13 protein-coding genes are annotated in these 12797 nt (G+C 38.1%); all 13 read right to left on the bottom strand.

Annotated features, from left to right (window positions below):
- On the bottom strand, window positions 1-381 hold the full coding sequence (locus RRY75_RS10480; RefSeq protein ID WP_332492577.1) for a hypothetical protein: 381 nt from the start codon (window positions 379-381) through the stop codon (window positions 1-3).
- A gap of 136 nt (window positions 382-517) precedes the next feature.
- The gene (locus tag RRY75_RS10475) at window positions 518-1027 is read right to left on the bottom strand and encodes a deoxycytidylate deaminase (protein WP_332492579.1); all 510 of its coding nucleotides are present in this window, start codon (window positions 1025-1027) and stop codon (window positions 518-520) included.
- Between the two features lie 79 nt (window positions 1028-1106).
- Window positions 1107-1571, bottom strand: coding sequence for a DUF3990 domain-containing protein (locus tag RRY75_RS10470; protein ID WP_332716664.1), 465 nt, complete (start codon window positions 1569-1571; stop codon window positions 1107-1109).
- A gap of 178 nt (window positions 1572-1749) precedes the next feature.
- Window positions 1750-2694, bottom strand: a complete 945-nt coding sequence (locus tag RRY75_RS10465; RefSeq protein WP_332527282.1) for an LCP family protein — start codon at window positions 2692-2694, stop codon at window positions 1750-1752.
- A 66-nt stretch (window positions 2695-2760) separates the two neighbouring features.
- On the bottom strand, window positions 2761-3315 hold the full coding sequence (locus RRY75_RS10460; protein ID WP_332492585.1) for a cysteine hydrolase family protein: 555 nt from the start codon (window positions 3313-3315) through the stop codon (window positions 2761-2763).
- A gap of 177 nt (window positions 3316-3492) precedes the next feature.
- On the bottom strand, window positions 3493-4746 hold the full coding sequence (locus RRY75_RS10455; RefSeq protein ID WP_332492587.1) for a UDP-N-acetylglucosamine 1-carboxyvinyltransferase: 1254 nt from the start codon (window positions 4744-4746) through the stop codon (window positions 3493-3495).
- Between the two features lie 107 nt (window positions 4747-4853).
- A complete protein-coding gene (locus RRY75_RS10450; RefSeq protein WP_332527280.1) occupies window positions 4854-5759 on the bottom strand; it encodes a hypothetical protein in 906 nt (301 codons plus the stop codon).
- A gap of 89 nt (window positions 5760-5848) precedes the next feature.
- Window positions 5849-7231, bottom strand: a complete 1383-nt coding sequence (locus tag RRY75_RS10445) for a hypothetical protein (RefSeq protein ID WP_332527279.1) — start codon at window positions 7229-7231, stop codon at window positions 5849-5851.
- 10 nt (window positions 7232-7241) lie between these two features.
- Window positions 7242-7862 (bottom strand): hypothetical protein, encoded by a 621-nt coding sequence (locus RRY75_RS10440; protein ID WP_332492594.1) that lies wholly within the window; start codon window positions 7860-7862, stop codon window positions 7242-7244.
- Window positions 7863-7987: 125 nt separating this feature from the next.
- A complete protein-coding gene (locus RRY75_RS10435) occupies window positions 7988-9784 on the bottom strand; it encodes an ATP-binding protein (RefSeq protein WP_332716658.1) in 1797 nt (598 codons plus the stop codon).
- 4 nt (window positions 9785-9788) lie between these two features.
- Window positions 9789-10481: a response regulator gene (locus RRY75_RS10430; RefSeq protein WP_332492598.1), complete on the bottom strand. Its 693-nt coding sequence runs from the start codon at window positions 10479-10481 to the stop codon at window positions 9789-9791.
- A gap of 67 nt (window positions 10482-10548) precedes the next feature.
- Window positions 10549-11322 (bottom strand): LysM peptidoglycan-binding domain-containing protein, encoded by a 774-nt coding sequence (locus RRY75_RS10425; RefSeq protein WP_332492600.1) that lies wholly within the window; start codon window positions 11320-11322, stop codon window positions 10549-10551.
- Window positions 11323-11556: 234 nt separating this feature from the next.
- Window positions 11557-12797 (bottom strand): hypothetical protein (locus tag RRY75_RS10420; RefSeq protein ID WP_332716654.1); only part of this gene is annotated, 1241 nt, incomplete at its 5' end.

The following is a 12797-nucleotide window of genomic DNA, read 5'->3' as shown; positions in this document are numbered from 1 at the left end:
CTATTTATAATTTTTCATTTGGCGCCTTACTTTTTCTTCTACTGTCTCTACTTTTTGAATGCGATACTTCTTCTCAATACTAACGTAAATGGACATAAGTACAAACATACCTGGAACAGCACTTATACCTAAAATAATGCCTCCATAAGCCACCTTGTACAGTCCCACTAAGGCTGCTAGGATATAGAGACTTCCATACACCAGCCACATCCATCCATTGGCTCGGTTGTAGGCTTTCACATTTGTAATTTCTTCACTTTTCACTGCTGTTCCTGACCAAAAATGAATAGGATTTTTCAACCTAAAGGCTGTAATACCTATTCCACCAAATACACAACCACATAACCCTGCAATGACTAAAAAAACTATAGTATCTCCCATCCCTACCCCTCCTTATAATGTCTCATATCTTATCATATTCACCTCATGAGGTTACCATGCTTGTATCCACTTTCTTTTTCTTATCTCAAAACAAAAATCCTAGCACTTAAATCATTAAGTCCTAGGATGAGTCGTTTTATTCCACATCAAAGTTAAGCTCAATACTTTGTGTATCTGTCTCAAGTCTTGTAAGCTTTACACCTGCTGCTTCAAACATCTTTTTAGAGGCTTTTACTGCATCAGTCTGGGCATATTTATCTGAAAGGTAAATGACCTCACGAATTCCTGATTGAATAATGGCTTTGCAACATTCATTGCAAGGGAAAAGGGCTACATACAACTTAGAACCTACCAAAGATTTACCTTGAGCATTCAAGATTGCATTGAGCTCTGCATGTACCACAAAAGGATACTTAGTATCTAAGAATCCCCCTTCTCTTCCCCATGGAAATTGGTCATCTTCGCAGCCTATTGGCAGGCCATTATACCCTACACTTAAAATCGTATTCGGGCGCACATGTTCTGCTTTTTCACCACTTACAATACACGCACCCACTTGGGTACTTGGATCCTTACTACGTTTAGCCGCAAGGAGTGCAATCCCCATAAAATAGTCATCCCATGAAATGTAGTCTTGTCTTTTCATGATGTTTCCTCCACATTCCTCGTTTATTTGACTTTATTCTAACACGTTAAGCTTAAGTTCCCAATAATCTATATCCCGACTAAATCTGATAACTTTCAATAAAATTGATATGGTCCAATGCTTTAATGGTATGAAAACTCATTTGATGTGTAGGGTACTTGAACTTCATTAGTTCGAAGAACTTCTGTTTGTTCATTTGTCCCTGTAAATATGCTTCTATATAGTCATATATGGTATCATCAGCCATTGGTCCAATAACGACATCATACTCATGTGTTTTCCCACTACGACAGTTTACCACAAATTCTAACCATTCATCTGTGTACTCTTCAAACCTTTTTACATTTAATATTTCAATGCCTTTAAGCTCAAAAACATTTACTATTGAAGTATTAAACTTACTAGACCATTTTTCTGCTTGTTCTTGAATTTCAGTACAATAAAATCCCCATGAGAAATCCTTAGTAAATCTATGTTTACGAATCTCTGGAAATTCAATTTCCATATAACTACCATGATATATCAATTTACTTTTTGTATGCATCCGTTTCCCTCCCACTTTTTATTATCTACTGTTTAGTATACGATTTATAACTATAATGTTCAACCTTGTAACTTACCTTATATTACGCTATATTCAACAAATAAAAGCGCCCATAGGCGCTTCTATTTAGATCAGTTATTATCTTATAAAATTTCTATACGCTCCCCTTTTAACTGTCCTACTGGTTAAGGAACTCATGGAGTTGTTCTCTTCCAGATTCTTCATCCCATTGGAGCACCCAGCCTTTGCCTGGAAGTGAGCCCTCTATACCTTTGTTTGGATCTGGGAACTCTAGCTGTCTTACATCATCTGTTCCAATTTGAAGGGCTGTAAATCCCAATTTGACCAAGTCGAATGGATTGATATTGGTTGTAATATAAGGCAGTACTTGTTTGAACAGTTTGCTATACATATTGAATGGCATACGAATAACTTTATTGAAGACTTCTTCTACTACAAGGCGTTGCCTTTCTTCTCTTGCATAAATGGAATCGCTCTTACGCATTCTAACATAGGCTAGTGTCTGATACCCATTTAAGGTATATGTGCCTGCCTCTTGGATTTCAATGAAGCCATCTTCTCCATCATAGTACTTGCGGTAGTTCTCATTGGCAACACGGTTAAATTCTCTAAGCTCCCAGTCTTCTAGGGATGCATCTACTCCGCCCAACATATCTACTAATACAATAAAGGATTTAAAGTCAATGACTACATAGTCGCTTACATCTACTTGGAAGTTTTGCCTAAAGGTTTCTATCAGTAACTCAGCACCTCCATAGGCATAAGCGTGGGTCAACTTTTCATACCCTATGCCCGGAATATTGACATAAGCATCTCGTGCAAAAGAAGTGAGTTTGACATTGTTGTGTAGAGTATCTAATGTGAGTAGCATCATGGCATCTGAACGTGTAGTAGCTTCTGTGCTTGTACTATCTACACCCACGAGTAAAATATGATTAATCCCTGACACAGTTGGATAAGTAACAGCGGTCTCTGGTGTAATGACACCGGTTTGATCCACTTGCAAATCATTTAATAGGTTATAAAAATAAACACCAAAAATGATGATAAGAGTAAGCAGTACAGCGAGTATTATCCATATAAATTTTGTAAACTTGCGCATACTTCACCTCAATTAATAGTATTGAAGTTAGTATAACCTTTCTTTGATTGCTCTATGAAAAAGATTTTATGAATTGATTTGAATTTGACACATCTTCATCGCATCAAGTGCATTTGTATGACTTTGTGGGGTTACCCCTGCACATCCAGCCCCATCCACTTTAATACACGCCTCTGGCATATAAGTCTTAAATAAAATGGCGTTAGACAGTACACAAATATCGGTACACAAACCTACGAGCTCAATTTCAACATTCTCTAAGCCTTGAATTTCATCTCTTAATTTGTGGGCTAGCTCTTCTCCTCCAAAAATGCCTTTTTCAAAGGTAATAGGTGTAGCTGTGTGCCCTTGTAACACTCTTGCTAAAGCTGCAATATCTGGATGCAGTGCCCATCCTTTTGTCCCTTTGATACAATGAGGTACTGGTAAGTTTTTGCCCTCTTGTGTATTCAAATAATCTTCATTGTGTGTATCCAATGTGAAATAAATGGCATCTCCTGCCTCTTGGTAAGTCTTAATTTTTTCCACTACATGAGGCACAATGGCAACCGCCTCTGGGGTTCCTAGTGCACCATCAATAAAATCTTTTTGCATATCTACAACGACTAAAATCTTTTTCATATTGTTTTTGACTTCCTTCCTTTGGCTTCTTTGGCTTCTTTTACTTTATTTATTATCTTACCTCGAAAATACGCAGGAATAAAGCTTTATCTGAAATAATCTAATACCTCTTTAAAGGCACTCTATATTTTTTGCAATAAAAAAGCAACTCAAGCGGATCGCTTGAATTGCTTTTGGCTATACTCTTGTAATATCTGCGCCTAGGGCGTTCATTTTATTTTCTACAGATTCGTATCCTCTGTCAATGTATTTAATATCATTGATATAAGTTTCGCCTTCTGCTTTAAGTCCTGCTAAAATCATAGCAGCACCTGCACGTAAATCTGTTGCAATCACTTCTCCGCCTGTAAGCTTACTTACACCTTCGATTTCTGCTTTATTGCCATTGATTACGTTAATCTTTGTTCCTAATTCATTTAACTGCTCAACATACTGGAATCTGTTTTCAAATACACTTTCTAGCATTGTGCTATTCCCAAGAGCTGTACTTAAAAGAACAGTCATTTGCGGTTGAAGGTCTGTTGGGAAGCCTGGATGCGGTAAAGTTTTGACATTTGTTGCAATGAGATCTTTACCTGCCGCTACATGAATGTAGTCGTCTCCTTCTTCAATTTCAACGCCCATCTCACGCATTTTAAGGGATACGGATTCCATATGTTCTGGGATAATGTTACGAACGTACACATCGCCACCTGTAATGGCTGCGGCCATCATATATGTTCCTGCTTCAATTTGGTCAGGAATAATAGAGTATTTCCCACCTTGAAGTTTTGGAACACCCTTGATACGGATAACATCTGTTCCTGCACCTTTAACGCTTGCTCCCATCATATTGAGGAAGTTGGCTACATCTACGATGTGAGGTTCTTTTGCAGCATTCTCAATAGTAGTTGTCCCTTCTGCTAAGACTGCGGCTAACATGATGTTAATGGTAGCTCCTACGCTTACCACATCAAGGTAAATATGTGTACCGATCAATTTGTCTGCTACTGCATAAATTGTATCTTCTTGTATGGTGACTGTTGCACCAAGTGCCTCAAAACCTTTAATATGCTGATCAATTGGTCTTTTACCAAAGTTACATCCACCTGGCATGGCTACCTTCGCTTTGCCAAAACGGCCAAGGAGTGCTCCAATCAAGTAGTATGAAGCTCTCATCTTGCCAATACACTCATCTGTAGCGCAATAACTGTATACGGTTGTTGCATCTACTTGTACAGTGTGTTTATCTTCAAATTGGGCTACTGCCCCTAAAGATTTCATGGCATCTGTTAATATGATAACATCATTAATATATGGTAAATTTTCAATCTCACATGTTCCATCTACTAAAAGCGCAGCTGGTAGTATGGCCACTGCTGCATTTTTAGCGCCACTAATTACTACATCTCCGGTTAGGCGTTTACCACCTCGTATACATAGCTTGCTCAACCTAAACACCTCTTAATTTGTATTTATTCTTTGCGATTTTACTTTTGTTGTATCTATTGCAACATGGCCTTATAACGCCTCAAAATCAGTCAATTTCCATTATACCATTAATGCTGGGAAATAAAAAGTATTTCTTCATAGGTATTTGTATAAGCATTGACAAATATTGGTGTAATTAAACCCCTCATTTGGATTTTATACATCGGTACTGCTTCTTCTGCTAGAATATGCATGCCTTCAGTATGGTCTAGTCTGTAGCCAAGTTCAACAGATTCAACAACGTAATCCGTTTGGTCTAGATCTATTTCTGGTAGCCCAAATAGGACTTCATCCACAGGATATAAAGGTTTAAGTTGGCCTACTTTGTCTGTTATAACGAGGCATCTTAGTTCTGCACTTAACACGCCAGCATCTGACACCCTCATTTTTACGAAACTGTCAAAAACAGGTAAACCTTTATATACTTCATAATATGTTACATCCCATCCATATGACCCACTTCTAGACTCAATTTTTACATTATCGAAATGATTTTCTAATTTGAAGCGCTCTACAAAGTCTTTTGCAATCTTTAGTGCTTCTTTCTGGTTCAAGGTGTTTACCTCATTTTCCAGTCCTTTGTTATGGTATAAAATACGTTCTTTATAAAATTTTAATTCTTCTTCTCCCTTATTATAGACAAGGGCATTTCTTCCGTACTTTGCATCATAGGCATCTTTTGTAATGGTGATCTGAGTGCGGTCTTCTCCAAGCACCTTTGTTACTACTTGATCACGCATATTGGAAGTAATCTCTATCGGCTCTATCCAAATAGACGATTTGGGCGAAAATACTTTGGGGAGTTTGGTATCTACTTCTATATTATTCTTTTTTAAGATAGATGTAATGGTATCTATCCGCTCATCTGTTACTTGATAGGTGACAACAAGGCTTTCATAGTTAATCCATGCTAAAGCCAAATTGATGCATAAAAAAATAATAATTAATAAGTTCAATGCTCTATCCCATCTCATTGTTTCGCCCCCTTCCACACTTTTATATTATGGCACTTGTAAATTCTATCAAAAATATAAGGCAAAGTGAAGACTTACACTTTGCCTTATTATGGATAATACCATCTTTGTTTATAAATGACACCCCATGCCAACTTGATCGGCAATGTTTCGTCACTCACAAGATACACCAATTCTAGTCGGTCTATTTCTAGATCTTCTATACCTTGTTCAAGTAATAAACTGTACATATCATCCATAGGCTCTAAATAATGCGACTTGAAAGATTCTGTTTGCCACTTTGGATAAACTTCTAAGGTACAAATCTTCATACTAATAAAGTCATTCCCTTTGACTACTACTTCTAAATAAGAAGTAATGCCCAACTTCTTCTTTAAGGCATCACTCAACTGTATGCGATATCCATTAAAGGATAAGTCAAAGTAGTAAGTGATTTTTTGCCCCTCTTGGACAATGTTCGCTAAGTATAGGTTATCTGCTGTATGCTTAGCGATGCTCTCCGCTTGCTGCACAAAGCTTAAAACCTTATTGTACCCTTGTCGTAAATTGGTCACATTTTGTGCCTGCTTAGGGTCTAAGTTTAAGTACTCAATAACACCTTCTGGATTGTAAGTCACAAGCGTCTTCTTTTGCTCCTTATAGACAACTGTGCCATCTTCATACACATCTTTCTCCTTAATCAAAGGACTGACAAAGAAGTCGTTGACCTTGGTTTCTAAAAGATGCTGACCTTCCCCAGTATCTGTAGCAATGCCATTTTTCATCTCCAATACAGGATAGGTGACAAGGGCCTCTTGGCTACTTGTGGGCAAGAAGACATTGCCTTTAATCTGTACATTTTCAATCGTTGCACTAGGTTGGTATGCCGTAATATGCTTGCTAAGGTCTGCTTCTGTCACAGCGGCATATACCTTTTCAATGTCTTGGAAATTGCCCTGGACCGTCAGCTCATAAAAGTAATCTTCCTTGGAGTTAATAAGGCAAAGACTTGCCTCTTTTTGAAATTTGTTGTTGGAATACATAAACACATAATCTAGCTTTTGGGTCATGCCTGCTGTCTTACTTAATCCTGTAATGTGTTCAAACTCTAAAGGAATCTCATATTCAAAAACAATACTTGGCATACTAAAAAGCTTATTCCATGGGATACCTTCTTGTTTTTCAAGTGCCTTCTCTTCTTCATAACTATAGACTACTTTTCCAAGTTCACTTGTCAGACGCTTATAATCCTTTTTATCATTACCTGTTGTATCACCTAAATAAAAAGCTAGGGAGTTGGATAAGCCTGTATCATTATTACCGGCTTGTACGACCCATATATTCATAGGTATAATAGGCTCACTACCTATATTTTGCTTTAAAAAATTGTGGCTTGACATACTGCCAAGCCACAATAGAGCTGTCTGTATAACTGTTGCAACAATAAGGCAACTTAGTAAAATCAGTTTGATATGCTCTTTGCCCTTTTCCATCTCGTCACCGTCACTCTTTAACTAGTGTTGATGGCTGTGCTGGCTTTACAGGCTCTTTGAGTTTGCCCAAAATCCCACTCGCATCATCTGCTATAAAAGTTTTAATCTTTTCTTTTTCAGCTTCAGCTTTTTTTTGAATTCTGATAGTGAAGCTGCCGCTCTTGCCATCTGGCTCATACGTGTATTTGATAATCACGTGGTTTGAGCCTTCTGATAATTCGATTAACTGACTAAAAAGCTTTGTTGCACCTACTTCTTTAACTTTATACACTTTATAATTATTACTATCTGTTGGAGCTGGTCTATCCATCTTCTCTCCGGAGTAGACAACAATTTCTATATTTGTACCTGTGCGCGCCTCACCCATAATGTTAATCTGACTGTCAAAAGTCTGGATTTCTTCCTTATCAAGGGACTGGGTGATTCTCACATATTCATCTTTAGCAAATGTAATAGCGGATGACGTACTCGTTTGTGAAGTCTCCTTAATGATTGAAACCTCATTGACTGTAGATGTTGTCTTCACATTTTTCGTAAAATCTGGTTTGATCTCTGCTGCAAATACACCTGTGGGTACAATCATTGCTGCACCTAAAACCAGTATACTCCCAATATATTTCATCTTATTCATGTGGAACCCCCTTTCATTAATATGTACTTATCGTTTTCTACTTATAGTATACATTATTTCCTTTACAATTATATTACAATTTCATAACGTTTATCTTACAAGATAAATTTTAACTTATACCTACCTTAAACGTATGGTTTAAATTGTACTGTAACGGTGGTCCCTTTGCCTACTTTACTACTGATGTTGATGCTTCCATCGTGAAGTTCTACCATTTCCTTGACAATAGAAAGTCCAAGTCCTGTACCCCCTTGACTTCTTGACCTTGCCTTATCCACTCGGAAGAATCGTTCAAAAATACGTGCTAAATCTGGTTTGGCAATCCCTATCCCTGTATCTTGAACTTGTAAAGTAATCCAGTCTTTGTTTTTGTAGAGCTTAAGACTAATCGTCCCCGGGTCTATACTATATTTTATTGCATTAGAGAGAATATTGTGCAGAATTTGCCTAATTCTCGCACTATCTCCCAACATCGTATATTCTGTCTCAGGGTCAGCCTCATAAATCAATTTATGTCCCTTTTTCTCAATATGAATTTTCTGTGCATCTAATGTCTCTTGTACCATTGCCTGTAAGTCTAATACACGCATATCTAGCTGCATCTGCTTGTTGTCAATACGAGAAAGCTCTAAGAGGTCCTTGACTAAGTTGGTCATGCGGTCTGCTTCTTTTTCCATGACCTTCAAAAACTGCATAGCAATTTCTCTATCATCAATAGCTCCATCTAGGAGTGTCTCCGTATAACTCTTCACTGTTGTAAGGGGTGTACGAAGCTCATGGGATACGTTAGCCACAAACTCCTTACGCATTTGGTCAAGCTTTTGTTGATTGGTCACATCTTGCATGACCACGACCAATCCTTCACTCTCTCCAAATACATTTAAGTAGGGTGCAAAGTGTAAGTTGTAATACCTGTCTTCTACACTCATCATGACACCTTCATCATTTTTAAGCTGCTCCATCTCTTCATTTTTCATGAGTTGGTCAAAAGAAACTTCTACACCTAAGTTCGGGAAGATGTAGTCAAAGCGATGGTCCATATTGTTCTTACCTACAATCTCAGTACATACGGGATTGGCATGGATTAATACCCCTTGTCTGTTAAAGGCCATAACCCCATCTGCCATGTTTTGTAGAATCTTTTCAAGCTTACTCTTTTCACTGGAGATGGCACCCATTGTACGACTTAGCTCTGTTGCCATGTAGTTAAAGCTTTGCGTCAGCTGCCCAATCTCATCTGTAGAATAGATGGGAATACGGCTAAAAGACCCAGATGCCAACTGCTTTGCACTTTTAGTAAGTTGAGTGATGGGTACAGTAATCATTCTTGCAAAGACTGCACTAAGCACTGCTGCAATAGCCATAGCCACAACTGAAGCCAAACTGATCGTCTTCATAACGTTGAATACGTTGTTGTAAATGTCTTCTGCATCGGCGCGCACATCAATAATGGCCAAAAGCTCGCCTGTATTCTTGTCAAGAACAGGCCTAGCATGTTCTACCACTTGAGGGCCGCCGTCTTGTGTCGCAAACTTAGGCCACTCTAGCGTGTAAGCTTGCTTCTTATCAATGACCTTTGGAAGCACTTCTCTTGAAGGCACCAACTCCCCAACGGCAAAGTCTGAAGTGGACCCCAGTAGCAAGTGTCCCGTTGCATCTAAAATATAGATGGTGTGCTTGTTGAGTGCTACCATTGTACCTAGTGTCTGCTCTACTTCATCAATGCTTTCTTCAAGCTGTCCATCTGTATCTACAGCTAAGCGATTTTCTATCATCTCTGCTGAAAAAATAAGCTCTTTTTTAATCTTTTCATAGTGGGTATTTTCCGTATCAGAAATAATGAGTGTACCACTCACAACCATAATGACAAGCACCACACTCAAATAGATGGTTACAATCTTCCATTGTATACTTGATTTCATAAGTTTAACCTCTAAAGTAATAGCCTACTCCACGCTTGGTGAGTACAAAAGCTGCTTTAGAAGGATCATCTTCTATCTTCTCTCTAAGTCTTCTAACCGTTACATCTACTGTACGCACATCTCCATAGTATTCATATCCCCATACTTTTTCAAGGAGTGCCTCCCTAGAGAATACTTTTCCCTTTTGAGTGGCTAAGAACTTTAGAAGCTCATATTCTCTTAAGGTTAAGTCAACGACAGCACCATTTTTGGTTACTTCATACTTGCCAAGGTCTAGGCTTAAACTATCTTCTTTCACAACATTGGATTCTGCACCTGCTTCTTCAGATACAAACCCACCTCTTCTTAAGTTTGCTTTTACCCTTGCTACTAACTCACGCATACCAAAAGGTTTGGTCATGTAGTCATCTGCACCAAGCTCAAGGCCTAATACCTTATCCAGTTCTTCTGCTCTTGCTGTAAGCATAATGATAGGGGTTTCTTTTGTAAGTCTTACTCTTCTACATACTTCTAGTCCATCCATTTTAGGCATCATAATATCTAGTAAAATAAGGTCTGGGTCTACTGATTCAATCAGCTTTACACCTGCTTCTCCGTCATAAGCTACGTGTATTTTATAGCCTGCCTTCTCCAAATTATATTTAATAATGTCAGAAATAGCCTGTTCATCTTCTATAATTGCAATCGTCTGTACCACATTATTCCCCTGCCTTTCTATATATTTATATGATATCAAATGGTTCTTATGAAGTAAAAAGGAAAAATCAAGGAGCTTCTTTCACAAGTTCCATGCCAAGTACGGGTACACGTACATTTGCCTTAATCTCTTGACCGATTTTAAGGTTGTTTGTAAGCCCTTCATTGGCATCTGTTAAGTCCTCTACACTTAAATTATATTTAGTAGCAATGCTCCATAGACTATCGCCTGGTGCTACAGTATACACCACTTCTTTTCTTTGTCGTTTCTTACATAGATCAACCAGGGTATCCATCTCTACAAGCTTGTCCTCTGTTGTATATACTTCTTCAAGTTTTACATCATTGCTAAACTTAGCATTAACATCTTTGTCATCAAAGTATGCTTCCTTTAGTTCATCTTCTAGGAGGTCTAAGGTTTGAGGTGACTCGATGATGGCAATTTCCTCCCCATCTACAAGCAACCTTTGAAACTTGATGGTTATATCCATATTTTCCCTTAAGTAAGTTGGTAAGTTATTAGGATCTATCATGTCCTTCTTCTTGGCATGAACATGTTTTAATGGGTCTAGGCCCTCTATTTCAACTTCTGTTTTGTACTTACCTTCTAACTGCGCTTCTACAGTTTGAAGTGCTGTATCTATGTACTCTTTTTTGTTAACAACACCTATGACTTCTCCCCCTACACTTACTTGATAGGCATTGGGTAAAAACGCAAATACACTCCCTATAGCCACACTTACCCCACCAAGGACGATAGCAAGCCCTTTAGTCGTAACTTTGGTACGACGCTTTTTGGCGCTGGATAAATAAATTGTTTTGGATTTTTTGTTGATTTTCATATTGAAATGCCTCCTCTAATTAGTATGTAACAAAAATCCCCCTTTATTTACAATCATAACAGTTTACGCTAGGTAAATCAAAAGAATTATGAAGAAGATTAGACGTAACAATTGGACAAATTGTTCCCTTTATTAAAAAGGTTGCCCATATTCTTTTTCTATATGTATTTTATATAAAAAGCCTATGAAATGTGCATGAGTTATGCATTTCATAGGCTTTTGGATGGGAAGTATTTATTTACTTACAATTTCTATGGTATGTGGATTCATTTCTTCGCCGTAGTTGTAGATTGCAAGCACTTCCATACCTTTTTTGATTTGATTTCTGTAACCTACTTGACGATCTACGATTACTTTAACTTGAGTTGGGATGTTGATACGTCTAAGTACCATTGTTTCCCCTGTTGTTACATCGTATTCTACAAGTACATCTATGTATTTAGCTGATGGACCTACGTATTCTACTGTCCCTTTAAAGGAAACTTCTGTTGGTACGTCTTTGACAACAACTGAGACTGCTTCTTTACTTTCTGTAAGCACCTCAACTTTAGAATCCATTAAGAGTTCACGTATAGTGATATCATTTTTACTTGTACTATCATAGAGTTCTGTATTTTTCGTAATATTAACTGTTTTCAGCTCACCCTTTGAACGTACCACGATTTGTGGTGTACGAGAAATGATGATGTTTTCTATTGTCCCGGTGAAACTTGCTTCTTCAGATGTAGCATGTACCTCTACTGCAACTTTTCCGTCCATTTTGATTTCAAGGGTATCCCCTACACGAAGGTCCCCAAGCTCTGCACGTTTGCCGTTGCGTGTAATGTCTGCATCTTGTTCCACTTCAACTGTTTTTTCTTTGGTACCTTCTAGAACAGTTAGCATGTAGCTTGTCACACGATTGGTTACTTTCACAAATTCTGCTTTCACTTCTTCTGCTTCTGCACGAGAAAGTACATTCACTTTTGTGATTTTGTTCTCTTCTACATAAATACGTACACGGTCACCGACTAATAAATCCTCTAAAATGAGTGCCCCACCGTCAAACTTGATTTCACAATCCTTGGCTAAAACATAAGTCACTGTACCTTGGTTTGTTGCAACAGATAAAGTCCCACTACGTCCAATGTTTTCAATGTTACCTAAGTAGCTAGACGCAGCCTGTTCTGGTGTCGTTGTTTCTTCTTTATCTGTTTCTGGTGTAGTCTCTGGTTTGGTTGTACCACCTGTTGTATGATCTACAAGTTGAATCGTCTTCAGAAGCTCAACACCATTTTCTTTGGTAACAGTAACCGCCACTTTTTCACCGATGGCCACTTTGGAAAACGCTACAGCCTGTCCATTGGCATTGGTCACCTTAGTAGCTGCATTGGCTGTATAGAAAGTTGTTTTCCCATTGACTTCAAGGAGTAGATAAGTCTCACCTGCTGCATTGTTTTTAGGAACGATTTTGTTGACTTTCCCTGTAATCGTTG

This window comes from Niameybacter sp. (assembly GCF_036655075.1).
Lineage (GTDB): Bacteria > Bacillota > Clostridia > Lachnospirales > Cellulosilyticaceae > Holtiella.
This window is presented reverse-complemented; position numbering and strand designations above follow the sequence as displayed.